General features: G+C 41.7%; 23 protein-coding genes, 2 tRNA genes and 1 other RNA gene. 21 read left to right on the top strand and 5 right to left on the bottom strand.

Annotated elements, in window-relative coordinates; genetic code table 11:
• Position 1: 1 nt before the first annotated feature.
• Positions 2 to 730, bottom strand: coding sequence for a 23S rRNA (guanosine(2251)-2'-O)-methyltransferase RlmB (rlmB, locus tag M1F63_RS03500; protein ID WP_000855758.1), 729 nt, complete (start codon positions 728 to 730; stop codon positions 2 to 4).
• A 44-nt stretch (positions 731 to 774) separates the two neighbouring features.
• Positions 775 to 1386 carry a peptide deformylase gene (gene def, locus M1F63_RS03505; protein ID WP_001272960.1) on the bottom strand — a complete coding sequence of 204 codons (612 nt, stop codon included), beginning with the start codon at positions 1384 to 1386 and terminating at the stop codon, positions 775 to 777.
• Between the two features lie 155 nt (positions 1387 to 1541).
• Here def and M1F63_RS03510 point away from each other — a divergent pair, with 155 nt between their 5' ends.
• The 6 genes from M1F63_RS03510 to M1F63_RS03535 all read left to right on the top strand — a co-directional run bounded on the left by M1F63_RS03510 (position 1542) and on the right by M1F63_RS03535 (position 5954).
• Entirely contained in the window at positions 1542 to 2861 is a 1320-nt protein-coding gene (locus M1F63_RS03510; protein WP_247940723.1) for a CapA family protein, read from the top strand.
• A 24-nt stretch (positions 2862 to 2885) separates the two neighbouring features.
• Positions 2886 to 3713 carry a Cof-type HAD-IIB family hydrolase gene (locus M1F63_RS03515; RefSeq protein ID WP_247940724.1) on the top strand — a complete coding sequence of 276 codons (828 nt, stop codon included), beginning with the start codon at positions 2886 to 2888 and terminating at the stop codon, positions 3711 to 3713.
• 1 nt (position 3714) lies between these two features.
• Positions 3715 to 4350: an SGNH/GDSL hydrolase family protein gene (locus M1F63_RS03520; protein ID WP_084939050.1), complete on the top strand. Its 636-nt coding sequence runs from the start codon at positions 3715 to 3717 to the stop codon at positions 4348 to 4350.
• A 58-nt stretch (positions 4351 to 4408) separates the two neighbouring features.
• Positions 4409 to 4756: a transfer-messenger RNA gene (gene ssrA / locus M1F63_RS03525) on the top strand.
• A gap of 71 nt (positions 4757 to 4827) precedes the next feature.
• Positions 4828 to 4915, top strand: a tRNA-Ser gene (locus M1F63_RS03530).
• A 79-nt stretch (positions 4916 to 4994) separates the two neighbouring features.
• A complete protein-coding gene (locus M1F63_RS03535; RefSeq protein ID WP_125441311.1) occupies positions 4995 to 5954 on the top strand; it encodes a hypothetical protein in 960 nt (319 codons plus the stop codon).
• Positions 5955 to 6123: 169 nt separating this feature from the next.
• Here the strand turns inward: M1F63_RS03535 and M1F63_RS03540 are convergent.
• Positions 6124 to 6211 (bottom strand) — tRNA-Ser (locus tag M1F63_RS03540).
• Positions 6212 to 6373: 162 nt separating this feature from the next.
• On the opposite strand from M1F63_RS03540, the gene M1F63_RS03545 reads away from it, so the two are divergent.
• The 4 genes from M1F63_RS03545 to M1F63_RS03560 all read left to right on the top strand — a co-directional run bounded on the left by M1F63_RS03545 (position 6374) and on the right by M1F63_RS03560 (position 12364).
• A complete protein-coding gene (locus tag M1F63_RS03545) occupies positions 6374 to 7114 on the top strand; it encodes a DeoR/GlpR family DNA-binding transcription regulator (RefSeq protein WP_000920660.1) in 741 nt (246 codons plus the stop codon).
• Positions 7111 to 8022: a 1-phosphofructokinase gene (gene pfkB, locus M1F63_RS03550; protein ID WP_247940725.1), complete on the top strand. Its 912-nt coding sequence runs from the start codon at positions 7111 to 7113 to the stop codon at positions 8020 to 8022. The genes M1F63_RS03545 and pfkB overlap by 4 nt, the downstream gene beginning before the upstream one ends.
• A complete protein-coding gene (locus M1F63_RS03555; protein WP_247940726.1) occupies positions 8019 to 9971 on the top strand; it encodes a PTS fructose transporter subunit IIABC in 1953 nt (650 codons plus the stop codon). The genes pfkB and M1F63_RS03555 overlap by 4 nt, the downstream gene beginning before the upstream one ends.
• An 86-nt stretch (positions 9972 to 10057) precedes the next feature.
• Positions 10058 to 12364, top strand: a complete 2307-nt coding sequence (locus M1F63_RS03560) for a DNA translocase FtsK (RefSeq protein WP_282184253.1) — start codon at positions 10058 to 10060, stop codon at positions 12362 to 12364.
• A gap of 44 nt (positions 12365 to 12408) precedes the next feature.
• On the opposite strand, the gene M1F63_RS03565 is transcribed toward M1F63_RS03560, so the two are convergent.
• Positions 12409 to 12837 carry a DUF6556 family protein gene (locus M1F63_RS03565; protein ID WP_042902436.1) on the bottom strand — a complete coding sequence of 143 codons (429 nt, stop codon included), beginning with the start codon at positions 12835 to 12837 and terminating at the stop codon, positions 12409 to 12411.
• Positions 12838 to 13001: 164 nt separating this feature from the next.
• Between M1F63_RS03565 and M1F63_RS03570 the strand changes: the two genes are divergently transcribed.
• The 11 genes from M1F63_RS03570 (at position 13002) to M1F63_RS03620 (ending at position 24646) form a co-directional block, all read left to right on the top strand.
• The gene (locus M1F63_RS03570) at positions 13002 to 15086 is read left to right on the top strand and encodes an ABC transporter ATP-binding protein/permease (protein ID WP_247940728.1); all 2085 of its coding nucleotides are present in this window, start codon (positions 13002 to 13004) and stop codon (positions 15084 to 15086) included.
• A 9-nt stretch (positions 15087 to 15095) separates the two neighbouring features.
• Positions 15096 to 15473: a hypothetical protein gene (locus tag M1F63_RS03575; protein WP_247940729.1), complete on the top strand. Its 378-nt coding sequence runs from the start codon at positions 15096 to 15098 to the stop codon at positions 15471 to 15473.
• 160 nt (positions 15474 to 15633) lie between these two features.
• Positions 15634 to 16776 (top strand): cysteine desulfurase family protein, encoded by a 1143-nt coding sequence (locus M1F63_RS03580; RefSeq protein ID WP_247940730.1) that lies wholly within the window; start codon positions 15634 to 15636, stop codon positions 16774 to 16776.
• A gap of 8 nt (positions 16777 to 16784) precedes the next feature.
• A complete protein-coding gene (thiI, locus tag M1F63_RS03585; protein ID WP_070535445.1) occupies positions 16785 to 17999 on the top strand; it encodes a tRNA uracil 4-sulfurtransferase ThiI in 1215 nt (404 codons plus the stop codon).
• A gap of 136 nt (positions 18000 to 18135) precedes the next feature.
• Positions 18136 to 18960 (top strand): alpha/beta hydrolase, encoded by an 825-nt coding sequence (locus M1F63_RS03590; protein WP_001016816.1) that lies wholly within the window; start codon positions 18136 to 18138, stop codon positions 18958 to 18960.
• 20 nt (positions 18961 to 18980) lie between these two features.
• Positions 18981 to 19721: an esterase family protein gene (locus tag M1F63_RS03595; protein ID WP_247940731.1), complete on the top strand. Its 741-nt coding sequence runs from the start codon at positions 18981 to 18983 to the stop codon at positions 19719 to 19721.
• Between the two features lie 12 nt (positions 19722 to 19733).
• Positions 19734 to 20900 (top strand): ATP-grasp domain-containing protein, encoded by a 1167-nt coding sequence (locus M1F63_RS03600; protein ID WP_247940732.1) that lies wholly within the window; start codon positions 19734 to 19736, stop codon positions 20898 to 20900.
• 158 nt (positions 20901 to 21058) lie between these two features.
• Complete coding sequence (gene gla, locus M1F63_RS03605; RefSeq protein WP_000348114.1) at positions 21059 to 21964, top strand: aquaglyceroporin Gla; 906 nt, start codon at positions 21059 to 21061, stop codon at positions 21962 to 21964.
• A gap of 110 nt (positions 21965 to 22074) precedes the next feature.
• On the top strand, positions 22075 to 22800 hold the full coding sequence (locus M1F63_RS03610; RefSeq protein ID WP_247940733.1) for a CppA family protein: 726 nt from the start codon (positions 22075 to 22077) through the stop codon (positions 22798 to 22800).
• Positions 22797 to 23732, top strand: a complete 936-nt coding sequence (locus M1F63_RS03615) for a serine hydrolase domain-containing protein (protein ID WP_247940734.1) — start codon at positions 22797 to 22799, stop codon at positions 23730 to 23732. The genes M1F63_RS03610 and M1F63_RS03615 overlap by 4 nt, the downstream gene beginning before the upstream one ends.
• Positions 23733 to 23740: 8 nt before the next feature.
• Entirely contained in the window at positions 23741 to 24646 is a 906-nt protein-coding gene (locus tag M1F63_RS03620; RefSeq protein WP_247940735.1) for a DMT family transporter, read from the top strand.
• Positions 24647 to 24690: 44 nt separating this feature from the next.
• Here the strand turns inward: M1F63_RS03620 and M1F63_RS03625 are convergent, their stop codons facing one another.
• Positions 24691 to 25974, bottom strand: coding sequence for a uracil-xanthine permease family protein (locus M1F63_RS03625; RefSeq protein WP_000808282.1), 1284 nt, complete (start codon positions 25972 to 25974; stop codon positions 24691 to 24693).
• Positions 25975 to 26077: the final 103 nt, after the last annotated feature.

Here is a 26077-nt window from a genome sequence, read left to right on the forward strand (position 1 = left end):
TTTATAGTCTGTTTCGGAAAACTTCGTACATGAGAATGGCTGCAGCGACACTGGCATTAAGGCTTTGAACATGCCCATTCATCGGAATGGTAATCATTTCATCAACCTGTTTTTTGATGTTGCTGGAGATGCCTTTTCCTTCATTTCCGATGATGAGGGCAATTTTCCCTTTTGTATTCCACTTGTGGCAAGGAGTACCGTTCATATCCGTTCCAAAGGTCCAGAATCCCTCATCCTTGAGTTTGTCTAGGGTTTGACTGAGGTTGGTCACTCGCGCAATCGGTACGTGTTCAATAGCACCTGTGGCTGTTTTGGCAACGACAGGAGTTACACCGACAGCACGGTGCTTGGGAATGATGACGCCTGAAACATTGGTCGCATCAGCAGTCCTTAAGATAGAACCTAGATTATGGGGGTCAGTTAGACCATCCAGAATCAACAGAAGTGGATTTTCCTCTTGACGTGTTTTTGCAAGGATGTGTTCCAACTCGCTATAGGCAAATTCGGACACTCGTAGAACAAAACCTTGGTGAACAGCGCCTTCGGTCATTTCAGAGAGGGATTTTTTTGAAGTCCAAGAAATGGAGACCTTCTTTTCTGTAGCCAGTTCCTTGACTTTCTCAACATTCTTACCTCGAAGATCTTCTTGGAGGTAGAGTTTGTTTCCAGTATTTGCCAGGAGGGCTTCGGTAACGGCGTGGACGCCATAGACAATATCATTTGTTTTCATGCCTCTATTATAACACAAAACCCCGTCTTGCAACGGGATTTTCTTTATTCGAGGATGAGGAGTCCATCTTTGACAGCAAATGGGTCTTTTTCATTGATACGATCGTAAAACATGATTCCGTTTAGATGATCAATTTCGTGTTGGACAACGATAGAGTTGTAGCCTTTGAGCTTGATACGGTGTTTTTCGCCGTCCTTGTCAAAATAATCAACAGTGACACGAGCATGACGAACAACATAGCCTGGCACGTTACGGTCAACAGATAGGCAACCTTCTCCTTCGCCAAGAGCAGCATCTTGAACAGAGTGAGAGACGATTTTTGGATTGTACATAACAGCTTGCAGGTCGTAGGCTTCCTGTGGAGTTTCACCTTCTTCCACAATATTGGGCACTAAAACAGCAATAACGCGTTTTGAGATATCGAGTTGGGGAGCAGCAAGTCCAACACCACCGCGGAGCCCCATCTTTTCAGCCATAACAGGATCTTGGGAATGTTTGAGGAATTGCATCATCTTTTCACCAAGGATGATTTCCTGGTCAGACAGTGGAAAAGTAACCTCCTCAGCAACTGCGCGAAGAGTAGGATTCCCCTCGCGGATAATATCGTTCATATCAATTAAGTGAGCAGCTTTTGTAATACGTTCTATTGCAGACATTTTCTCTCCTTTCATTACCTCTATATGATAACACAAAATAGGCGAGAAAGAAAGTCGCAGAAGTTCCTAAAAAATAATATAATAAACGGTATTCCTCTTTTGTCTGTGGTATAATAAAAGAAAAGACTTGCACCAAAAAGCAAGGGGGAATAAAGATGGAAAAGCGACAAGATAGACGGTCTCAGGGCTCTCTTTATGGGGTGTGGAGAACTAGTGTGGATTTCTTTCGGAATTATAAATCCTGGACCAATGCCCAGTTTATTATTGTGTTATTGCTTGCAGTTGCCTTATCCATGGGGGGGAACTTATTAGTTCGAGCAGTACAAGGTAGTAAGGAAACAATCCCTGGTAGCCAAACTCTTGATTCAGCTAGTACATCTGGTCAATCCAAGGAAGATCAGTCTGGTGAAACAACGGCACGTATCATGGCAAATGGTGACCTTCTTTATCATATCCCTATCTACCGAACAGCTCTTAAAGAAGATGGGACCTATGATTTCCATGAAAATTTTGAGTATGTAAAACCCTGGCTCAAACAAGCGGATTTGGTGATTGGTGACTTTGAAGGAACGGTGAATAAGGACCACTATTTGGCAGGTTATCCTCTCTTTAATGCACCAGGGGAAGTCATGGATGCGATCAAGGATGCAGGCTACCAAGTTCTAGACTTGGCTCATAATCATATTTTGGATTCTCAAATTGAGGGAGTGGTTTCAACGGCTCAAGCTATTGAAAAGGCTGGAATGACACCCATCGGAGTCTACACACATGAATCCCGTGACCAAGCCCCTATGGTCATCAAGGAAGTCAATGGTATCAAGGTAGCTCTCTTGGCCTATTCTTATGGTTTTAATGGCATTGAGCAGTATATCTCTCAAGAGGACTATAATCGCTATCTTTCTGATTTGAATGAAGATAAGATGAAGGCAGAAATCGAGCGCGCGGAGAAGGAGGCGGATATTACTGTCATCATGCCTCAGATGGGAATTGAGTACCAGCTAGAACCAACGGAAGAACAGAAAACACTGTACCATAAGATGATTGACTGGGGAGCCGATATTATCTTTGGAGGGCATCCTCACGTCGTTGAACCTGCTGAAACAGTTGAAAAAGATGGTGACAAAAAACTGATCATCTACTCCATGGGGAATTTCCTCTCAAATCAACGCATTGAAACCATGCAAGATGAGGAAAATGCCAAGTGGACGGAGCGCGGTGTTCTCATGGATGTGACCATTAAGAAAAAAGATGGCAAGACTAGGATTGAAACGGCCAAAGCGCATCCTACTTGGGTCAATCGAACACCCAAAGGAACTTACTCTCCAGAAGGCTATCCGCTCTTCCTCTATCAGACCTATATCCTAGAGGACTTCATCGAGGGAGGCAGTCATCGTGACAAGTTGGACGAAGCGACCAAGGAACGAATTGACACGGCCTATAAAGAAATGAATCAACATGTAGGGTTGAAGTGGTAGGTGTTCCACCCTAAAGGAGATAGGATGACGATTAAGTTAATTGCAACAGACATGGATGGAACTTTGCTGGATCCAAGAGGGCAACTGGATTTGCCACGTTTAGAAAAGATTTTAGACCAATTAGATGAACGAGGTATCCGTTTTGTCATTGCGACGGGAAATGAGGTCCATCGAATGAGGCAATTACTGGAGCACTTGGCGAGTAGAGTAGTTCTGGTTGTTGCTAACGGCGCTCGTATATTTGAGTATGATACGCTACTTCAGGCCCAGACTTGGGATGATGCTATGGTTGACAAGGCTCTCCTTCATTTTAAAGGGAGGGAGTGTCGAGATCAGTTCGTCGTTACCAGTATGAATGGGAGTTTTGTCAAGGAAGGAACGGTTTTTACAGACCTGGAAAAATTTATGACTCCAGAGATGATTGAAAAACTTTACCAAAGGACAAATTTTGTGGATGAGCTAAACTCAGACCTCTTTGGTGGAGTGTTAAAGATGAGCATGGTTGTTGGAGAGGAACGCTCTAGTTCTGTTTTGCGGGAAATCAATGACCTCTTTGATGGTCGTGTAAGGGCTGTTTCTAGCGGTTATGGCTGTATCGATATCCTGCAGGCTGGGGTTCACAAGGCTTGGGGATTGGAAGAATTACTCAAGCGCTGGAATTTGAAATCGGAACAAATCATGGCTTTTGGTGATAGCGAAAACGATATCGAAATGTTAGAGCTGGCTGGAATTGCCTATGCGATGGAAAATGCAGCTGATGAGGTTAAGGCAGTTGCGACTGCCCTAGCACCAGCTAACAACCAGGCAGGCGTTTATCAAGTTCTAGAGAATTGGTTAGAGAAAGAGGGATAAGGTGGCAGTACAGTTATTAGAGAATTGGCTCTTAAAGGAGCAGGAAAAAATTCAAACCAAGTATCGTGAATTGAATCAAGTATCTGTTCTAGAGCCAGATATCATCTTTATTGGTGATTCGATAGTGGAATATTACCCTCTTCAAGAGTTGTTGGGAGCTGCCAAGACGATTGTTAATCGTGGCATCCGAGGTTACCAGACGGGGCTTCTACTAGACAATCTTGATGCCCATCTTTATGGTGATGCTGTCGATCAAATTGTTCTCTTAATTGGGACAAATGATATCGGAAAAGATGTCCCTATGAATGAAACCTTGGATAATCTTGAGCGAGTTATCCAATCGATTACCCGAGATTATCCGCTGTCACAAATAAAGCTCCTTTCCATTTTGCCAGTCAATGAAGGAGAAGAATACAAGCAGACAGTATATATTCGTACCAATGAAAAGATTAAGGAATGGAATCAAGCCTATGAGGCTCTAGCATCCGCCTATGTGCAGGTAGATTTTGTGTCGATTTATGATAGTTTGACAGATACAGAAGGACAACTTCAATCAGCCTATACAACGGATGGTCTCCATCTAAGTGTAGCCGGTTATCAAGCCTTATCAGAAGCCTTAAAAGGGGTTCTTTTCTAAAGAAACGGCTTGATTTTGCATTTTTTTTGAAGATAGGTTATAATAGTTCTAACATCCTGGGGTCGTTACGGATTCGACAGGCATTATGAGGCATATTTTGCAACCCGTGTGGCGACGTAAACGCTCAGTTAAATATAACTGCAAAAAATAACACTTCTTACGCTCTAGCTGCCTAAAAACCAGCAGGCGTGACCTGATTTGGATTGCTCGTGTTCAATGACAGGTCTTATGATTAGCGAGATACGATCAAGCCTTGTCTAGTGGTTTGATAAGAGAATAATAGACTCGCAGTTCCTAGGCTTGAGTTATGTGTCGAGGGACTGTTAAAATAATACATAACCTATGGTTGTAGACAAATATGTTGGCAGGTGTTTGGACGTGGGTTCGACTCCCACCGGCTCCATTATGAACAGGTATACAGTAGATTTTTTCCAAATTGTATCCTTCGTTGTATCCTATTTATTCTAGTATGTTAGTGGAGAATTACTCAAGAGGCTGAAGAGGACGGTTTGCTAAATCGTTAGGTCGGGTAACTGGCGCGGGGGTTCGAATCCCCCATTCTCCGTTAGATAAACCCAGTGTTTTTCTAAATAACTATCCTTGGAGGTAGTCTCCAAGAGTAAATTTTCATAATGAGGTGAAACATGAAAAAGATCAAGTTACTAAGTATCTTAGCACTTTCAACAGTTGTCTTGGGTGCATGTTCGGTATTTTCTAATCAGTCATCTGAAGCTTCTTCTGATAACAAGGAGAATACGGAACAAGTTGAGAAGAAAGATGAAGCAGCAGAAGTTAAAGAAAAAGTTACTAAAGATGCTGAAATTCTCTTAGACTCAGTTCTCACTAGCGACTCTAGTCGATTTAAGAAGATTTATGGCGAAACCTATGAAAAATGGACTGAGGCCATTTTTGCAGTGCAAACAAGTGAAAAAATCAAAGAAGAAGGGCTTTCACCTGCATCTACCTACTCAGTACAATGGCACAAAGATTTCCCTGTAGAAACTCCAGAAGAAACCATTTCAGGTTTCTTGAAGATGAAACGCAAGTTATTCCAAGATATCGGTTCTTACACTGTTAAAGATGTGAAGGTTGACGAATCAGGCAATACTGCGACTGTTACTTTTAACTCTAAGAAGTTGCATTCTAAAGGGTTGACTTCATCAATTCGAGAAGTTCTAACAATTCTTATTGGTGGTATCGATAACCTAGGTAAGTACAACCAAGCTGGATCAAACGTTGATATCAAGCGTTACCAAACATTGGTAACATATTGGATTTACGAACACCTCTTCAGAAAAGATTTTGCTACCTACAGTGATGTAGATGCTGAAGCTGCTCTTACACCTCTTACTACTGGAGATTTTGATACAGAAATCAAATTAACCAAGGATAAGGATGGAAACTGGCTGATTTCTCAAGAAGACTATCGTACTTTGTCAACTGAGTTAATGGATACTACAGAGGGATATGATAAGGTTGATCGTAAGAACTCTACAAAGTCTAAGAACAAATCTACAGACAAGTCTTCTGATAAATCTACAGACAAATCCACTGATAAATCAACAGACAAATCTTCAGATAAAAAAGATAAAAGTAATATCTAATCACAAGATTTAGAAGAAAAACAAGTAGTCTTAATAAACTACTTGTTTTTTTATGAATTAGGATACAAAAATGTGGTGTGATAGTTAGAGTAACTCAGCTTTTTATTTCTATATATTGCTCTTAGAACCATAAAAAAACTGCATTAAGGTGCAGTTTTTCTTTATTCTACGGAAGACATGGGATTCGAACCCACGCACGCTGTTACACGCCTACCGCGTTTCCAACACGGCCTCTTAAGCCTCTTGAGTAATCTTCCAATACTTACTAAAATAGTCTACCATAAAGCCTCTTATCTTGCAATAAAAATTCTGGAATTAAGAAAAATGATAGAATTTGAAAGAAATTGATAAAAAAATGCTTGACTTTGGTAGAGAATGTGCTAGAATGAATAGTGTAAACGATAACAGGAGGTGATTTGGTGTTAAAAACTGAGCGGAAGCAACTGATTTTAGAGGAGTTAAATCAACATCATGTAGTTTCCCTAGAAAAATTGGTTAGTCTATTAGAAACATCAGAATCAACAGTACGAAGAGATTTGGATGAGTTGGAGGCGGAAAACAAACTTCGCCGTGTGCATGGTGGAGCAGAATTGCCCCACTCCTTGCAGGAAGAAGAAACCATCCAAGAAAAATCTGTCAAAAACCTTCAAGAGAAGAAGCTACTGGCTCAAAAAGCAGCCTCTCTTATCAAGGAACAAGATGTAATCTTTATTGATGCTGGAACGACAACTGCTTTTTTAATCAAGGAATTGGTTAATAAGAATATCACAGTTGTGACCAACTCCATTCATCATGCGGTTCAGTTGGTTGAAAAACAGATTCCAACTGTCATGGTTGGAGGAAGTGTCAAGATGGCAACAGATGCATGTATCGGCGGTGTTGCTCTTAACCAAATCAATCAATTGCACTTTGACCGTGCCTTTATTGGGATGAATGGTGTCGACGATGGTTATTATACGACTCCAGATATGGAGGAGGGAGCTGTGAAGCGTGCTATTTTAGAGAATGCCAAACAAACCTATGTCTTGGTGGATTCGTCAAAGATTGGTCAAACTTGCTTTGCCAAGGTAGCACCACTTAAACGCGCTATTGTCATCACAAGTCAAGGGCATGAGCTCTTGCAGGCTATTAAGAAGAAAACGGAGGTAATAGAAGTATGATTTATACAGTCACACTCAATCCATCCATTGACTATATCGTGCGCTTGGACCAAGTTCAAGTCGGCAGTGTCAATCGTATGGACAGTGATGATAAGTTTGCTGGTGGGAAAGGAATCAATGTCAGTCGAGTTTTGAAACGCTTGGGTATTCCAAATACAGCGACTGGATTTATCGGAGGTTTTACTGGTAAATTTATCACAGATACTTTGGCAGAAGAGGAAATCGAAACGCGTTTTGTTCAAGTAGCAGAAGATACTCGTATCAATGTCAAGATTAAAGCAGACCAAGAAACAGAAATCAATGGAACGGGTCCAAATGTGGAACCAGCTCAGCTAGAAGACTTGAAAGCTATTCTTTCAAGTCTGACAGAAGATGATACGGTTGTGTTTGCGGGTTCGAGTGCTAAGAACCTGGGCAATGTTATCTATAAGGATTTGATTGCCTTGACACGCCAGACTGGTGCGCAAGTGGTTTGTGACTTTGAAGGACAGACCTTGATTGATAGTTTGGACTACCAGCCACTTTTGGTTAAACCAAACAATCACGAGCTTGGAGCTATCTTTGGAGTGAAACTCGAAAGTTTAGAAGAAATCGAGAACTATGCTCGTCAGTTACTGGTCAAAGGAGCTCAAAACGTTATTATCTCCATGGCTGGCGACGGTGCTCTTCTTGTCACATCTGAGGGAGCATACTTCGCAAAACCTATCAAGGGAACAGTCAAGAATTCAGTGGGAGCTGGTGACTCTATGGTTGCTGGGTTTACAGGTGAATTTGTCAAATCTAAAGATGCAGTAGAAGCCTTCAAATGGGGAGTAGCTTGTGGAACAGCAACGACCTTCTCGGATGACTTGGCAACAGAGGAATTTATTAAAGAAACATATGAAAAAGTTGAGGTAGAAAAACGATGAAAATTCAAGACCTATTGAGAAAAGATGTCATGTTGCTGGATTTGCAGGCAACTGAAAAAACAGCAGTCATCGAAGAGATGATTAAAAGTTTGGTAGATCACGGTTACGTGACGGATTTTGAAACCTTTAAAGAAGGAATCTTAGCGCGTGAAGCTCTAACTTCCACTGGCTTGGGTGACGGAATTGCTATGCCTCACAGCAAAAACTCTGCTGTCAAAGAAGCAACGGTTCTCTTTGCTAAGTCAAATAAGGGTGTTGACTATGAAAGTTTGGATGGGCAACCAACAGACCTCTTCTTCATGATTGCAGCTCCAGAAGGTGCCAATGATACTCACCTGGCAGCCTTGGCAGAATTGTCTCAATACTTGATGAAAGACGGTTTCGCTGACAAACTTCGTCAAGTAACATCTGCAGATCAAGTTATCGAACTTTTTGACCAAGCTTCAGAAAAAGCTGAGGAACCTGTTCAAGTACCTGCCAATGAATCTGGCGACTTTATCGTAGCTGTTACAGCTTGTACGACAGGTATCGCCCACACTTACATGGCTCAAGAAGCCCTTCAAAAAGTGGCTGCTGAAATGGGTGTTGGGATCAAGGTTGAAACAAACGGAGCTAGCGGTGTTGGTAACCAACTAACTGCAGAAGACATCCGCAAGGCTAAAGCTGTTATCATCGCTGCTGACAAGGCTGTTGAGATGGACCGTTTCGATGGCAAACCATTGGTTAACCGTCCAGTTGCAGACGGTATCCGTAAGACTGAAGAATTGATTAACTTGGCTCTTTCAGGAGATGCTGAAGTCTATCGTGCTGCTAATGGAGCAAAAGCTGCAACAGCATCTAATGAAAAACAAAGTATCGGTGGAGCTTTCTACAAACACTTGATGAGTGGTGTATCTCAAATGTTGCCATTCGTTATCGGTGGTGGTATCATGATTGCCCTTGCTTTCTTGATCGACGGAGCTTTTGGTGTGCCACAAGATAGTCTTGGAAATCTCGGATCCTACCATGAACTAGCTTCTATGTTCATGAAAATTGGTGGAGCAGCCTTTGGCTTGATGCTTCCAGTCTTTGCTGGTTATGTAGCCTACTCTATTGCTGAAAAACCAGGTTTGGTAGCTGGTTTTGTGGCTGGTGCTATTGCTAAAGAAGGTTTTGCCTTTGGTAAAATCCCTTATGCCGCAGGTGGTGAAGCAACTTCAACTCTTGCAGGTGTCTCATCTGGTTTCCTAGGTGCCCTTGTTGGTGGATTTATCGCAGGTGCCTTGGTTCTTGCTATCAAGAAATACGTTAAAGTTCCTCGTTCACTTGAAGGTGCTAAATCAATCCTTCTCTTGCCACTTCTTGGAACAATCTTGACTGGATTTGTCATGCTAGCTGTCAACATCCCAATGGCAAGAATCAACACCGAAATGAATGCCTTCCTAGGCGGTCTTGGAGGAGGTTCAGCTGTCCTTCTCGGTATCGTTCTTGGTGGAATGATGGCTGTCGACATGGGTGGACCGGTTAACAAAGCAGCTTATGTCTTTGGTACAGGTACGCTTGCAGCGACTGTTTCTTCAGGTGGTTCTGTAGCTATGGCGGCAGTTATGGCTGGAGGAATGGTTCCACCACTTGCCATCTTTGTCGCAACCCTTCTTTTCAAAGATAAATTTACTAAAGAAGAACGCAACTCTGGTTTAACAAACATCATCATGGGCTTGTCATTTATCACTGAGGGAGCAATTCCTTTTGGTGCAGCAGACCCAGCTCGTGCGATTCCAAGCTTTATCCTTGGTTCAGCAGTAGCAGGTGGACTCGTTGGTCTTGCAGGAATCAAACTCATGGCACCACACGGAGGAATCTTCGTCATCGCCCTTACTTCAAATGCCCTTCTCTACCTTGCCTTTGTTTTGGTTGGCGCAATTGTAAGTGGTGTGGTTTATGGTTACCTACGCAAACCACAAGCATAAAAAGGATTAGAATAGAAAGATTGTTACCATTTGGTGCAATCTTTTTCTCTATTCGAAATGGCTGTGAAATATGGTATAATAAAAGAATGGCAAACAAGAATACTACAAAAACAAGACGGAGACCGTCTAAAGCAGAACTCGAAAGAAAACAGGCTATCCAGAGGATGTTGATTTCCTTAGGGATCGCCTTGTTATTGATTATTGCAGCCCTCAAACTCGGAGCGGCAGGTGTCACTCTTTACAATCTCATTCGACTGGTGGTTGGAAGTTTGGCCTATGTGGCCATAGGTGGCCTCCTCATCTATCTTTTTCTTTTTAAATGGATCCGCAAGCAAGAGGGACTTCTGTCAGGATTTCTCTGTATCTTTGCTGGCTTACTCTTGATTTTTGAGGCCTACTTGGTATGGAAATATGGCTTGGAGCAGTCAGTCCTAAAAGGGACCCTGTCTCAAGTTATGACGGACCTGACTGGTATGCGGGTGACTAGCTTTGCTGGTGGAGGCCTGCTTGGTGTTGGACTCTATATCCCCATATCCTTTCTTTTCTCCAATATCGGATCGTACTTTATTGGAGTTCTCTTGATTCTAGTTGGGGCACTCTTGGTTAGTCCTTGGTCTATTTATGATGTCGCAGCCTTTATTGGAGCTCAGTTCAGATCCTTCATGGAAAAACAGGAACAGAGAAAACAGGAACGCTTTATCAAGAGAGAAGAAGAGAAGGCTCGTCAAGAAGCTGAAGAAGCAGCCAGAATTCAGAGAGAACAAGAAGAACAGGATGCATTACCGCTTCCTCCTGTAGATCCTGAAACGGGAGAAATCTTATCAGAGGTACCGGACTACGATTTCCCCCCAATTCCTGAGGAAGAGTGGATCGAACCAGAGATTATCCTCCCTCAAACTGATTTTGACGTTCCAGATGTGGAAGAAGATTTTGAGGATGAAGAGGTTCAGGTTGATTTTTCTGCCAAGGAAGCCCTCGAATACAAGCTACCAAGCTTGCAACTCTTTGCACCAGATAAACCCAAAGATCAGTCCAAGGAAAAGAAGATTGTTCGAGAAAATATCAAAATCCTAGAAGAAACCTTTGCCAGCTTTGGTATCAAGGTAACGGTGGAACGGGCTGAAATAGGGCCATCAGTTACCAAGTATGAAGTCAAGCCAGCAGTCGGTGTACGGGTTAACCGCATTTCCAATCTGGCAGACGACTTAGCGCTAGCTCTAGCAGCCAAGGATGTTCGGATTGAGGCTCCAATTCCTGGTAAATCCTTAGTCGGAATTGAAGTACCCAACTCTGAGATTGCGACCGTTTCCTTCCGTGAACTCTGGGAACAGTCTCAGACTAAACCAGAAAATCTCCTCGAAATTCCTCTAGGGAAGGCGGTCAATGGAACTGCTCGCACCTTTGACCTTTCCAAGATGCCCCACCTACTTGTTGCAGGTTCGACGGGATCAGGGAAGTCAGTCGCAGTTAACGGTATTATCGCCAGCATTCTCATGAAAGCAAGACCAGATCAGGTCAAGTTTATGATGGTGGATCCAAAGATGGTTGAGTTATCGGTGTACAATGACATTCCTCACCTCTTGATTCCAGTTGTGACCAATCCACGCAAGGCCAGCAAGGCCCTGCAAAAGGTTGTAGATGAGATGGAAAATCGTTACGAACTCTTTGCTAAGGTTGGAGTACGAAATATCGCTGGTTACAATGCCAAGGTTGAGGAATTTAATAGCCAATCTGAGTACAAACAAGTGCCCCTGCCTTTGATTGTTGTCATTGTAGATGAGTTGGCAGATCTCATGATGGTGGCTAGCAAGGAAGTGGAAGATGCCATCATTCGTCTCGGACAGAAGGCGCGTGCTGCAGGGATTCACATGATTCTCGCAACGCAACGTCCATCGGTTGATGTTATCTCTGGTCTTATCAAGGCCAATGTCCCATCTCGTGTGGCTTTTGCAGTTTCATCAGGTACAGATTCGCGAACCATCTTGGATGAGAATGGAGCAGAAAAACTGCTTGGTCGAGGAGATATGCTCTTTAAACCAATTGATGAAAATCATCCAGTCCGTCTGCAAGGCTCCTTTATCTCGGATGATGATGTTGAACGTATCGTAAACTTCATCAAGGCTCAGGCAGATGCGGACTACGATGAAAGCTTTGACCCAGGAGATGTTCCTGAAAATGAAGGAGATTTTTCTGATGGTGAAGCTGGTGGCGATCCGCTCTTTGAAGAAGCCAAGGCTTTGGTTATCGAAACCCAGAAAGCTAGTGCTTCGATGATTCAGCGTCGTTTGTCAGTTGGATTTAATCGTGCGACCCGCCTGATGGAAGAGCTCGAAATGGCAGGTGTCATCGGTCCAGCTGAGGGAACCAAACCACGAAAAGTATTGCAACAATAAAAAAATAGCTTCTTTCCAAATTTGGAAAGAAGCTATTTTGGTGATTACTGGTTCGTTTTAGTTTCAGAACTCGTCGTATTTGACTGTGTTCCGTTATCGCTTGTTTCTTTATTTGTAGCTGGTGTAGAAGAGTCCTGAGTTGTTGTTTTCTGCTCTTCTTTTTTCTCCTCTTTTTTATTGGTTTGAGAAGTTTCTTCTTGCGTGGTATTTTCTTTAGTAGAAGTGTTGTCCCTGTTAGGAGTAGTATTTTCCTGAGGGGATTCTTTTTGAATTTCCTTGACAACAGTTGTTTGAGTTGTCGTCGGTTCTTTTTTGTTGTTTTTGTTATTGTCCATGGCGTTCATGATGGTGATAGTAGCGGTGATGAGACCAAGGATACTACCGATGGTAGCAATCGTTTTTTGAAAGACAGTAAATCCCTTTTTGATGTGTTCTGTTTTTGATTTATTAGAAGTTCTACGATAGTTAGACATGATACTCTCCTTTAATTATGATTTATTATACCTCATTTCTTTAAAAAAATCTTAAAAAAAGAGAAGATTTTTCTACACGAACTTCAGTAGTCTTAGTTGAAATAAAATATGACTTATGATAAAATAAAATTGAGAAAGCGTTTTCAAAAAAAGGAGGGTGTTATATGTTCGAAATTAGAAATTTGAGCCTCTCTTTTGCAGGCAGGCGGTTGCTAGAGCCAACAGATTTGATATTTGAAAGGGGAAAAGTATATACAATATATGGGAAGTCAGGCGTAGGAAAGTCTTCTTTACTAAATAAAATTGGCTTAATCTCTGCTACGGACCCTAGTGTTTCTTATTTCTTTGATGGAAAAGAGATTGATACCGAAAATAAGAAATCAGTCTCTGCTTTTATAGCTGAAGAAGTAGCCTTTGTATTTCAGGGTCAAAATCTAATAAATGATTTGACCGTATTTGAAAATTTAAAACTGGCTTTAAACTTTTATGGCTTGAATCCAGATGAAATAGAAAGTAAAATTGACACAGTATTGGCGGATTTAGAGATTTCTTCTTTAAAGCACGCTTACCCAGAAGATTTATCCGGTGGTGAAGAGCAACGAGTGGCAATCGCAAGAGCCTTAGTTACAGAAAAGACTCTCATCTTAGCTGATGAACCAACAAGTTCCTTGGATAAAGAAAATAGAGAAAAAGTCTCCTCCTTGTTAATTGATTTAGCTCACAAATATCATAAAATTGTATTAATTGTTTCGCATGATGAGGCGATGATTGCAAGAGGAGATGTTCAGCTTCATTTTAAAGACCATCAATTAGTTGGAAATTGTCTTATTTTGAATTCTGATGAAGGGATAAAGGATTCTAAGAAGTGGACCTCCTATTTGTCGTCTTCTCATACGAAGTTATCTGTTTTGAAACATAGAAGGCCTTTTTTACCTAGATTATTAGCGTTTTTTATCGCATTTGTAGTTGCTATAGCAGTAACTTCTATCAACTTTCAGTCCTTATTTGCAGATAAGTATCACCAACTGGTGAACAACTCACTCGAAAATGGCTTCTTGGTGATTAATGATTCGCTTCATTTACAAACTACAAAAGTATTGGATGATTTTCTCGGTTTTGATAAGGAGGAAATCACCTCAATTAGCACAAGTCAGAATATTCAAACTATAAAGCCTTATATAGAGTTTCTCTCTTTAGGGATGACGTTTGATAATTCAAAAGACTATTCAAAACTTCAAAAGAACTTTCAGCCAACTTTGACGATTGATGGTCAGACCAGAAGTTTGACAAGAAATTTTTCAATTCAACCCTTGTATCAGACAAATACGACACAGAGGCAGATAGAGTATTTTGATAGGAGCAATGAAAAAGGGATTTATATATCTGAACAATTCGTTTCAGATCAAAAATTACCGAATATAGTTTCGGGATCTACCGTGACACTGACTTTTTATATTCCAATTTCTTTATATGAATCAAGTATAGAGAAAGAGGGGAATGTATTGAAAGGAGATGGCGATTTATTTGTCAAAGTGGATAAAACATATCCTGTTTTAGGGATTGTTAAAAAAAGTTATCCGTTTGAATATTCCCCTCATGGGAACACCCTATTTATGAATATTGCTGAAATGGAAGAATTACAAAATGAAGCAATTCAACAGCATCCCATGACGAAGATGGCTTTAGATGGCTTTCCTTTGAAATCATGGATGCCGAGTGCGATTCATGTGTTACTAAAGGATAGCAGTGCTATTCCTGAAGAATTGAGTAGGATAAGAGCTATCTCTTCACAAATCACTATTTTATCCTCATATGAAAACTACGAAGAATTTAATAAAGGACTCACCTATATCAGGCAATTTTTAATGTTGCTATCCCTAGTCTTACTCATCCTTGTCATCGCAGTATTGTCCTTTGTTTTCTTTTTGCTCAATCGTCCTCGACGCTTTGAAGTAGGGATTTTAAAATCTTTGGGATACAGTACTCAAAATATTGTTTGGCTTTTCTTAAAAGAATTAATTGGTTATGGTAAAACGATTTCGATATTAGCAAGTTGTTTACTCGTCATTCTTTCCATTTTAGCAATTCAAGTGCTTAAATTGGAAGTTTCTGATGTTTTTCAATTCTATCTAACTTCCGTTTTCACCTTAATTGGATTATCCGTTTCAGTACTGATAATAAGTGGCTTACTCCCTATATACACAACTTGTAGGCAAACAGTTGTAGATACTATTCGAAAGAATGGATGAGGTGATATCATGAAACATAAGATAATGAAGAAAATAGTAGCGGTAGTGTTTACTATCCTATTGTTTACATTCTCAAGTCAAGTACATGCAGGTTATGTAAGTAAGTCTAGTTATTTAGAAGGTTATAGCTTGGTAGGCTTGAATGTTCTTAATGTGACTTTTCATGCTTCTGGCTATTCTTATAGTTATAGTGGCAGTGTGTCAAATATGTATTTCACTGACTGGGCTTGGTTTCCTAATACGATAAGCAATCGTTCCACTTGGAAAAGTTCGATTCCCTATGGTCAACGTGCAAATGGTACAGTCCAGATAGGTGTTGGAGTAAATTCGCCTTGGGGAGCGGTTAATCTCTGGGGCGGACAATATTACTTTTCTTTAGATTTTTAACAGAGATAATCAAAGTTAGATAGAATGAATAATAATACTCTTGGTGATGGCATCAAGAGTATTTTATGTTATTCAGATTAATGCAAACATTGCCCTTTCTTGTCGCAGGTCTATTTTCGTGATACAATAGAAGGAGTGATTTTAGAAAGCGTGAGAAAACATGATCTACTTTGATAATTCGGCGACAACCAAGCCTTATCCTGAAGCACTTGAAACTTACATGCAGGTCGCTTCAAAAATTGTAGGAAATCCATCTAGTCTCCATCGTTTGGGAGATCAGGCAACACGAATTTTAGATGCTTCCCGGCAGCAAATTGCAGATTTGATTGGGAAGAAGAGTGATGAAATCTTCTTTACCTCTGGTGGAACAGAAGGAGATAACTGGGTCATCAAGGGTGTGGCCTTTGAAAAATCCCAGTTTGGCAAGCACATCATCGTATCAGCTATTGAGCATCCAGCAGTCAAGGAGTCAGCTCTATGGCTGAAAAATCAAGGTTTTGAGATAGATTTTGCTCCAGTTGATGAGAAAGGATTTGTGGATGTTGAAGCATTAGCAGATTTGATACGTCCTGATACGACTCTCGTCTCCATCATGGCAGTTAACAACGAAATTGGCTCTATCCAGCCTATTGAGGCTATTTCGAAACTGTTAGCAGATAAGCCGACCATTTCCTTCCATGTTGATGCGGTTCAGGCACTTGCTAAGGTTCCGACTGAAAAATACCTGACGGATCGAGTGGATTTCGCGACCTTTTCGAGCCATAAGTTTCATGGCGTCCGAGGTGTTGGATTTATCTATATCAAGTCTGGTAAGAAGATTACGCCTCTTTTAACTGGTGGTGGTCAGGAGCGAGACTATCGTTCGACAACTGAAAATGTGGCAGGGATCGCAGCAACAGCCAAGGCCCTCCGTTTGTCTATGGAAAAGTTAGCTGTCTTTACTAGCAAGACGGGGCAGATGAAGGCAGTCATTCGCCAAGCCCTTCTGGATTATCCAGATATTTTTGTCTTTTCAGATGAGGAAGACTTTGCCCCTCATATCCTGACTTTTGGGATTAAATGTGTTCGTGGTGAAGTCATTGTTCACGCCTTTGAAGACTATGATATTTTCATTTCCACAACCTCTGCTTGTTCGTCCAAGGCAGGAAAACCTGCGGGGACCTTGATTGCCATGGGAGTGGACAAAGAAAAGGCCCAGTCAGCTGTGCGTCTAAGCCTAGACTTGGAAAATGACATGAGTCAGATCGAGCAGTTCTTGACCAAGCTAAAATTAATTTACAATCAAACTAGAAAAGTAAGATAGGAGCATTTATGCAGTATTCAGAAATTATGATTCGATACGGAGAATTGTCAACCAAACACAAAAATCGTATGCGTTTCATTAATAAACTTCGCAATAATATTTCAGACGTTTTGTCTATCTATCCTCAAGTTAAGGTAACCGCAGATCGCGACCGTGCCCACGCTTACCTCAATGGAGCTGATTATACAGCAGTTGCAGAATCGCTCAAACAAGTCTTTGGAATTCAAAATTTTTCTCCTGTGTATAAGATTGAAAAGTCAGTGGACGTTTTGAAGTCTGCTGTCCAAGAGATTATGAAAGCTATTTACAAGGAGGGCATGACCTTTAAAATAACTAGTAAGCGAAGCGACCACAACTTTGAATTGGATAGTCGTGAACTCAATCAAACTCTCGGTGGAGCTGTTTTCGAGGCTATTCCAAACGTGCAAGCACAGATGAAAAATCCAGATATTAATCTTCAGGTTGAGATTCGTGAAGAGGCTGCCTATCTTTCCTATGAAACTTTTCGTGGAGCAGGAGGATTACCTGTGGGAAGTTCTGGTAAAGGTATGCTCATGTTGTCAGGAGGGATTGACTCACCTGTAGCAGGTTATCTAGCTCTTAAACGTGGGGTTGATATTGAAGCCGTCCACTTTGCTAGCCCGCCATATACTAGTCCTGGTGCCCTCAAGAAAGCCCACGATTTGACTCGAAAATTGACCAAGTTTGGTGGAAATATCCAGTTTATCGAAGTACCTTTCACTGAGATTCAAGAGGAAATCAAGGCTAAGGCGCCAGAAGCCTACCTCATGACCTTGACGCGTCGTTTTATGATGCGCATTACCGACCGTATCCGTGAGGTACGAAATGGTTTAGTTATCATCAATGGGGAAAGTCTTGGCCAAGTAGCTAGCCAAACTTTGGAAAGCATGCAGACTATCAACGCTGTGACCAGCACTCCTATCATTCGTCCCGTGGTTACGATGGACAAGTTGGAAATCATTGATATCGCGCAGGAAATTGATACCTTTGAAATTTCAATCCAGCCTTTTGAAGACTGCTGTACTATTTTTGCACCTGACCGTCCTAAGACTAATCCTAAGATAGAGAATGCAGAGCAGTATGAAAAACGCATGGATGTTGAAGGCTTGGTTGAGAGAGCCGTGGCAGGTATCATGATTACTGAAATCACTCCCCAGGTTGAAAAAGATGCTGTCGATGAGTTAATTGATAATCTCCTCTAATCAGAAAAACCAGAAGAATTCAGAAAAACAAATGAAAAAAGTTAGTTATTTATCCTTAAAATGGACATTAACTGACTTTTTTTCTATTTTTATGGTATAATGAGATAAAATTTTGAATATAGAGAGTTTTCTGACAATGAATCATTCCTACTTTTACTTAAAAATGAAGGAACACAAACTTAAAGTTCCTTATACTGGAAAAGAGCGTCGAGTGCGTGTTCTTCTGCCTAAGGACTACGAGAAAGACACAGACCGTTTTTATCCAGTTGTTTACTTTCATGATGGGCAAAATGTCTTTTACAGCAAGGAGTCTTATATCGGACACTCTTGGAAGATTATTCCAGCAATTAAGCGAAATCCTGACATCAGTCGCATGATTGTCGTTGCTATAGATAATGACGGCATGGGACGGATGAATGAGTATGCGGCTTGGAAATTTCAAGAATCTCCTATCCCAGGCCAGCAGTTTGGTGGTAAGGGTGTGGAGTATGCCGAGTTTGTCATGGAGGTGGTCAAGCCTTTTATCGATGAAACCTATCGTACCAAAGCTGATCGCCAGCACACGGCTATGATTGGTTCGTCACTAGGAGGCAATATTACTCAGTTTATCGGGCTAGAGTACCAAGACCGAATTGGTTGTCTAGGTGTCTTCTCATCTGCCAACTGGCTTCACCAAGAAGCCTTTAACCGCTACATCGAACGTAAAAAACTGTCGCCTGAACAGCGCATTTTCATCTATGTAGGAACAGAAGAAGCAGACGATACGGACAAGACCCTGATGGCTGGCAATATTAAGCAAGCCTATATCGATTCGTCGCTTCGCTATTACCGTGATTTGATTGCAGGTGGAGTAGGCTTGGATAATCTTGTCTTGAAAGTTCAGTCTGGTGCTATCCATAGTGAGATTCCTTGGTCGGAAAATTTACCAGACTGTCTCCGATTTTTTGCAGAGAAATGGTAAGTTAAGAAAGGAGAAAGCCAATGCATATTGAAAACCTTAGCCACTGGAGTGGCAATCTTAATCGTGAAATGTACCTCAACCGTTATGGACATGCTGGGATTCCAGTTGTTGTTTTTGCTTCATCTGGTGGTAGTCACAACGAATACTATGATTTTGGCATGATTGACGCCTGTGCTTCCTTTATCGAGGAAGGGCGAGTGCAGTTCTTTACTCTCTCCAGTGTTGACAGTGAGAGTTGGCTGGCTACTTGGAAAAATGGTCATGATCAAGCGGAGATGCATCGTGCCTACGAACGCTATGTGATTGAGGAGGCCATTCCTTTTATCAAGCACAAGACAGGTTGGTTTGATGGCATGATGACGACAGGTTGCTCAATGGGGGCCTACCATGCACTCAATTTCTTTCTCCAGCATCCTGATGTCTTTACCAAGGTGATTGCCCTCAGTGGTGTTTACGACGCACGTTTCTTCGTTGGCGATTACTACAATGATGATGCTATTTACCAAAACTCACCTGTAGATTATATATGGAATCAAAACGACGGATGGTTTATCGATCGTTACCGTCAGGCAGAAATCGTCATTTGTACGGGCCTTGGTGCCTGGGAACAAGACGGTCTATCATCTTTCTACAAGCTTAAAGAAGCCTTTGACCAGAAACAAATTCCAGCCTGGTTTGCTGAATGGGGACACGATGTCGCCCACGACTGGGAATGGTGGCGTAAACAAATGCCTTATTTTCTTGGACACCTGTATCTATAAAAGGAGTTGCCTATGAATTACCTTGTTATTTCTCCCTACTATCCGCAAAACTTTCAACAGTTTACCATCGAGCTAGCCAATAAGGGCATCACTGTTTTGGGGATTGGTCAGGAACCTTACGAACAACTAGATGAACCTTTGCGCAATGGCCTAACCGAGTATTTCCGTGTAGATAATCTTGAAAACATAGACGAAGTCAAGCGTGCTGTTGCCTTTCTTTTCTACAAGCATGGACCAATCGACCGCATCGAGTCCCACAATGAATACTGGCTTGAGCTGGATGCAGCACTTCGTGAGCAATTCAATGTTTTTGGTGCCAAACCAGAGGATCTCAAAAAGACAAAGTTTAAGTCTGAGATGAAGAAACTTTTCAAAAAAGCAGGTGTCCCTGTGGTACCTGGTGCTGTTATCCAGACGGAAGCAGATGTGGACCAAGCAGTTGAGACGATTGGCCTACCAATGATTGCCAAACCTGATAATGGAGTGGGAGCGGCAGCAACCTTTAAGCTCGAGACAGAAGACGATATTCATCACTTCAAACAAGAATGGGACCATTCAACCGTGTATTTCTTTGAAAAATTTGTCACTTCTAGCGAAATCTGTACCTTTGACGGGCTTGTGGACAAGGATGGCAATATCGTCTTTTCAACGACTTTTGATTATGCCCATACTCCACTTGATCTGATGATTTATAAGATGGACAATTCCTACTATGTGCTTAAGGATATGGATCCCAAACTGCGCAAGTATGGTGAGGCCATTGTCAAGGAATTTGGTATGAAAGAGCGCTTTTTCCATATCGAGTTCTTCCGTGACGGGGATGACTACATTGCCATTGAGTACAATAACCGTCCTGCAGGTGGCTTTACCATTGATGTTTATAACTTTGCCCACTCCTTGGATCTCTACCGAGGTTATGCAGCTATTGTCGCAGGAGAAGAGTTCCCAGCATCAGAGTTTGAACCTCAATACTGTCTAGCTACTTCACGTCGTGCCAATGCAAATTATGTCTATTCAGAAGAAGACTTGCTTGCTAAGTACAGCCAGCAATTCAAGGTCAAAAAAATCATGCCAGCAGCCTTTGCAGAGCTACAAGGGGATTACCTTTATATGTTGACCACTCCAAGTCGCCAAGAGATGGAGCAGATGATTGTAGACTTTGGTCAACGTCAAGAATAACGATTAGGATGAAAGGAGTTTGACTTCTTTTGTCCTTTTCTTAAAGATAAGTTAAATAAAGCGTTTTCCATAGATTCTTTTCAGAAAAGATATTGCTAAAAGGCCTAAAAATTGATAGAATAAGGATTGTCTAAAAAAATTTAAGGAGAATCTATCAAATGGATTTTACATGGGCTATTAAATATGCCACAGAATTCTTGGGAACTGCTATTTTGATCATTCTTGGTAATGGTGCAGTTGCTAACGTTGAACTTAAAGGTACGAAAGGTCACCAAAGTGGCTGGCTCGTTATTGCGGTTGGTTATGGTATGGGGGTTATGATCCCAGCCTTGATGTTTGGTAATGTATCTGGTAACCACATCAACCCAGCTTTCACTCTTGGACTTGCTGTTAGTGGACTTTTCTCTTGGGAGCAAGTACCATATTACATCCTAGCACAAGTTTTGGGAGCAATCTTTGGTCAAGCTTTAGTTGTAGCGACTCACCGTCCTTACTACTTGAAAACAGAAAACCCAAACAATATCTTGGGTACCTTCTCAACGATTTCAAGCATCGACCACGGTACAAAAGAATCACGTTTTGCAGCTACTGTTAATGGCTTCCTCAATGAGTTTGTAGGTTCATTTGTTCTTTTCTTTGCAGCACTTGGTTTGACTAAAAACTTCTTTGGTGCTGAATTAGTGGCGAAAGCTCAGGCGACAATTAATGACCAAGTAGCTCAAGCTGCAGCGCAAGGAACAACCATCCCTCAAGAACAAGTAACAGCAGCGCTTGAGCAAGCAAAAAACCAAGCCGCTCCATTTTTGGCACCAGGTCTTGGAATTGCGCACTTGGCACTTGGTTTCCTAGTGATGGCCTTGGTAACTTCACTTGGTGGACCTACTGGACCTGGTTTGAACCCAGCTCGTGACTTTGGACCACGTCTTCTTCACGAACTCCTTCCAAAATCAGTTCTTGGTCAACACAAGGGTGATTCAAAATGGTGGTATGCTTGGGTTCCAGTTGTAGCTCCAATTGCAGCGGGTATTGCAGCAGTAGCACTATTCAAATTACTTTACCTATAAGAAATAAAACTGGGGAATCCCAGTTTTTTTGTTATAAAATTTCTAAATAAAATAGATATGGCTTGTAAAATATTCGAAAATCCTTTAAAATAAAAGAGTTGGAGGAATTTATGAATGTGAATGAGATTGTTCGGATCGTTCCGACTTTAAAAGTTAATAATCGAAAATTAAATGAAAGATTTTACATTGAAACCCTGGGGATGAAACCTTTGCTGGAAGAGTCTGCCTTTATTTCCTTAGGCGATCAGACAGCTACGGAGAGATTGATTTTAGAAGAGGCTCCAAGCATGCGAACACGCAGAGTTGAAGGGCTTAAGAAGCTAGCTAGACTCTTGATAAAGGTTGAGAATCCTTCTGAAATCGAGGCCCTTCTTTCTCAGATGAAGTCTCTTCCTCGTCTATTTAAAGGAAACCGAGGGTATGCTTTTGAGATTGTTTCACCTGAAGAGGATGTGATTCTTGTTCATGCAGAAAATGATATAAGAGATCTGGTACCACTGGAAACCGCTCCTGAATTTTATTCAAATACAAGTATAAAATACGTGAGCCAATTTGAGGTTTCTATGGAGTTGCGTTTGTCTGAGGGGACAGAGAGTTTACTTGATCCCGAAGGAGTAGCGCCAGCAATCACCTTTACTAAAGGGCAAGGACCAGATTTGGCTGTTGAAAACAATGTCACTTGGGATTTGACGATGTTGAAATTTTTAGTAAGAAATTTTGATTTAACCAGTCTTCGTCAGAAATTTGAAAAGACAGGCTACTTTGTCCCTAAGTCTGAAAAATTCTTCCTTGGTAAAGATACCAATAACATTGAATTATGGTTTGAAGAAGCATGAAGTTGGAAAAAATTCTAAGAAAAATAGAAAATCAAATCGAGGCAGGGATTTATCCCGGGGCCTCTTTTGCATATTATAAGGATGGTGAATGGAAAGAGTCTTATCTAGGGTTGAGTGATCCAGAACGGGGCTTGAAAACAGAGAGCGATTTGGTTTATGATCTGGCTAGTGTGAGTAAGGTCGTGGGAGTGGGGACGGTTCTTATCTTCTTGTGGCAGCAGGGCGCATTCGATATTGATCGACCGGTGACGGATTTTTTACCGGAGTGTGATTATCCAGATATTACCATACGACAACTTCTGACCCATGCCACAGACTTGGACCCCTTTATTCCCAATCGAGACAAGTTAAGTGCAGAGGAATTGAGAGAAGCCATGTTTCACCTCAATAGACGAAATCAGCCAGCCTTCCTATACTCGGACGTTCACTTTTTACTCTTAGGATTTCTTTTGGAAAAAATCTTTGACCAAGACTTGGATCAGATTATAGAAGAACAAGTTTTGGAACCATGGGGAATGAAAGAGACCAAGTTTGGTCCCGTTGAGCAAGCTGTACCAACAGTGAGAGGAGTAGAGGCCGGAATTATTCACGATCCTAAAGCCCGTCTATTAGGGAAACACGCTGGAAGTGCTGGTTTGTTTTCAACTGTTAAGGATTTGCAGATCTTTTTGGAACATTACTTGAAAGATGATTTTGCTGAAAACTTAAGTCGAAATTACTCTCCCTTAGAGGATAAAGAGCGGTCTCTAGCCTGGAATCTGGAAGGAGCTTGGCTCGACCATACGGGTTATACAGGTACCTTCATTATGTGGAATCGGGAGAAGCAGGAAGCGGCTATCTTTTTATCCAATCGAACGTATGAGAAGGATGAGCGCGCTCAGTGGATAGTTGATCGAAATCAAGTGATGGAAATGATTCGTCAAGAGGAGTAGGGAGAAGCATGTCAAAAACCGTAAAAGGAACTCTGTATACAGTAGTGGCAGGGATTACTTGGGGCTTGTCTGGATCCAGTGGCCAATATCTGATGGCACACGGGATTTCTGCTCTAGTCTTGATCAATCTGCGACTTATCATTGCAGGCTTGGCGCTCGTAGTCTTATCCTATATGACTGCAAAGGATAAACTCTATGCTTTTTTAAAAGACAGAAAAAGCCTTTTATCTCTGCTGTTGTTTGCCTTGTTTGGACTTTTCTTAAACCAGTTTGCCTATCTTTCTGCCATTCAGGAAACCAATGCTGGAACGGCGACAGTTCTCCAGTATGTATGCCCCGTTGGGATCTTGATTTATACTTGTATCAAGGACAAGGTGGCGCCTACTCTGGCTGAGATTTTTTCGATTGGATTGGCTATAGGAGGAACTTTTCTGATTGCGACGCACGGTAAAGTTGACCAGTTGTCTGTCACACCCCTAGGTCTGTTCTGGGGCCTCTTTTCGGCCTTGACCTATGCCCTCTATATCATCCTTCCTATTGCTTTGATTAAGAAGTGGGGCAGTATTTTGGTGATTGGTGTCGGTATGGTTATTTCTGGTGTAGTGGCTATTCCCTTCACAGGAGTTTTGCAAGTCAGCATACCAACCAGCTTAGATTTTCTCTTTGCATTTGCTGGGATTATCATCATCGGAACGGTTTTTGCCTACACAGCTTTCCTAAAGGGAGCTAGTCTGATAGGCCCTGTTAAGTCTAGTTTATTAGCTTCCATAGAACCAATTTCTGCCGTTTTCTTTGCCTTTCTGATTATGAAGGAACAGTTTTATGCGATTGATTTTGTCGGTATGGCTATGATTTTATTAGCCGTGACCATTATTTCATTGAAAGATTTACTGCTGGAGATAAAGAGTAAGTAATAAAAAAATCCACTCAATCGAGTGGATTTTGTGTGTATAGTTGATTAGTCTTTATTTTCGTGTGGCAAGATCAAGTTCAAGATGATTCCTGTCATGGCTGATAGAGCAGTACCTGAAAGTGTAACTGGGCCAAGTTTGAGGATAGCCCCACCAAGTCCAAGTACCAACATGGCACTTGCGATGATGAGGTTACGCATTTGGCTGAAGTCAACGCGTTCCTTAATCAAAACTTTCAAACCATTGCTGGCGATAACTCCGTAGAGAAGGATGGACATGCCACCAAGCACAGCATTTGGAATGGTTGAAATCAAGGCAGTGAATTTGCCTAGGAAGCTAAGAGCAATGGCGATGAAGGCCGCGTTACGGATAACAGAGACAGAAGCGATACGAGTCATCCCGATAACCCCTGTATTTTCTCCGTAAGTCGTATTAGCTGGTCCACCGAGGAAAGCAGATACAGATGTCGCAATACCGTCACCGAGAAGCGTACGGTGAAGTCCTGGTTCTTTCAGGAATTGACGGCCACAGATTTGGCTCAAAACAGTGTGGTCTCCGATGTGTTCTGAAATGGTTACAATAGCGATTGGCAAGATGGCGATTGTTTCAGGACCGAAGTACAAGTTGTACTCTTTAAAGGCTCCACCTGTACTAAATGGCAAGTAGAAACCAGGAATTTCAAACCAATTGGCTTGAAGGACTGGGGTAAAGTCAACCAAACCAAGCATCATAGCGAAGATGTACCCACCGATGATGGCAAAGAGGAAAGGAATGATACGAAGGAAACCTTTTCCTTTTGTATTGATAAAGGCGGCAATCAAGAACGTCACGACAGCTACAAGAGCGTTTTTCCAGTTTCCGTCTGCTACGAGTCCAGCATTCGTTACAGCAGAACCAGCAAGACCAAGACCGATAACGATGATCATAGGTCCGATAATGATTGGTGGCAAGAGTTTATCAATCCATTTTGTACCTGCAAAACGAACACTTGCTGCTACAAGGACATAGACCAAACCAGTCAAGATTACCCCCGTTTGAGCAGCAGATACATCGCCCCCCATTTCTTTCATGGCTAAAGACATAGCCGTGATAAAGGCGAATGAAGAACCTAGGTAAACTGGAACCTTAAAGCCAGTAGAAATCATGTAGATAAGTGTTCCAATACCGGATGCAAAGAGAGCAACCGATACGGGCATTCCCAAAATTAAGGGAACGAGAATGGTTGCGCCAAACATGGCAAATACGTGCTGGAAGCTTAGAAGAATACCTTTACCAGCAGAAGGACGTTGATCAACGTCTAGTAACAAGTCAACAGTTGATTCCTGTTTCATAAAAACCTCACTTTTGGGCACCCAAAAAGAGCCCATTATTTTGCAGCAATAGGCCCTCAGAGTAAGACTTTTTAAAAAATAGCTATCTTTTAAAAATTTATAT

Source organism: Streptococcus oralis (genome assembly GCF_023109155.1).
Lineage (GTDB): Bacteria > Bacillota > Bacilli > Lactobacillales > Streptococcaceae > Streptococcus > Streptococcus oralis_BZ.

Bases quoted from the DNA above. Each gene is read 5' to 3' on its own strand.
- rlmB (WP_000855758.1), bottom strand. From the start codon at position 730: ATGAAAACAAATGATATTGTCTATGGCGTCCACGCCGTTACCGAAGCC.
- def (WP_001272960.1), bottom strand. From the start codon at position 1,386: ATGTCTGCAATAGAACGTATTACAAAAGCTGCTCACTTAATTGATATG.
- M1F63_RS03510 (WP_247940723.1), top strand. From the start codon at position 1,542: ATGGAAAAGCGACAAGATAGACGGTCTCAGGGCTCTCTTTATGGGGTG.
- M1F63_RS03515 (WP_247940724.1), top strand. From the start codon at position 2,886: ATGACGATTAAGTTAATTGCAACAGACATGGATGGAACTTTGCTGGAT.
- M1F63_RS03535 (WP_125441311.1), top strand. From the start codon at position 4,995: ATGAAAAAGATCAAGTTACTAAGTATCTTAGCACTTTCAACAGTTGTC.
- pfkB (WP_247940725.1), top strand. From the start codon at position 7,111: ATGATTTATACAGTCACACTCAATCCATCCATTGACTATATCGTGCGC.
- M1F63_RS03555 (WP_247940726.1), top strand. From the start codon at position 8,019: ATGAAAATTCAAGACCTATTGAGAAAAGATGTCATGTTGCTGGATTTG.
- M1F63_RS03560 (WP_282184253.1), top strand. From the start codon at position 10,058: ATGGCAAACAAGAATACTACAAAAACAAGACGGAGACCGTCTAAAGCA.
- M1F63_RS03565 (WP_042902436.1), bottom strand. From the start codon at position 12,837: ATGTCTAACTATCGTAGAACTTCTAATAAATCAAAAACAGAACACATC.
- M1F63_RS03570 (WP_247940728.1), top strand. From the start codon at position 13,002: ATGTTCGAAATTAGAAATTTGAGCCTCTCTTTTGCAGGCAGGCGGTTG.
- M1F63_RS03575 (WP_247940729.1), top strand. From the start codon at position 15,096: ATGAAACATAAGATAATGAAGAAAATAGTAGCGGTAGTGTTTACTATC.
- M1F63_RS03580 (WP_247940730.1), top strand. From the start codon at position 15,634: ATGATCTACTTTGATAATTCGGCGACAACCAAGCCTTATCCTGAAGCA.
- thiI (WP_070535445.1), top strand. From the start codon at position 16,785: ATGCAGTATTCAGAAATTATGATTCGATACGGAGAATTGTCAACCAAA.
- M1F63_RS03590 (WP_001016816.1), top strand. From the start codon at position 18,136: ATGAATCATTCCTACTTTTACTTAAAAATGAAGGAACACAAACTTAAA.
- M1F63_RS03595 (WP_247940731.1), top strand. From the start codon at position 18,981: ATGCATATTGAAAACCTTAGCCACTGGAGTGGCAATCTTAATCGTGAA.
- M1F63_RS03600 (WP_247940732.1), top strand. From the start codon at position 19,734: ATGAATTACCTTGTTATTTCTCCCTACTATCCGCAAAACTTTCAACAG.
- gla (WP_000348114.1), top strand. From the start codon at position 21,059: ATGGATTTTACATGGGCTATTAAATATGCCACAGAATTCTTGGGAACT.
- M1F63_RS03610 (WP_247940733.1), top strand. From the start codon at position 22,075: ATGAATGTGAATGAGATTGTTCGGATCGTTCCGACTTTAAAAGTTAAT.
- M1F63_RS03615 (WP_247940734.1), top strand. From the start codon at position 22,797: ATGAAGTTGGAAAAAATTCTAAGAAAAATAGAAAATCAAATCGAGGCA.
- M1F63_RS03620 (WP_247940735.1), top strand. From the start codon at position 23,741: ATGTCAAAAACCGTAAAAGGAACTCTGTATACAGTAGTGGCAGGGATT.
- M1F63_RS03625 (WP_000808282.1), bottom strand. From the start codon at position 25,974: ATGAAACAGGAATCAACTGTTGACTTGTTACTAGACGTTGATCAACGT.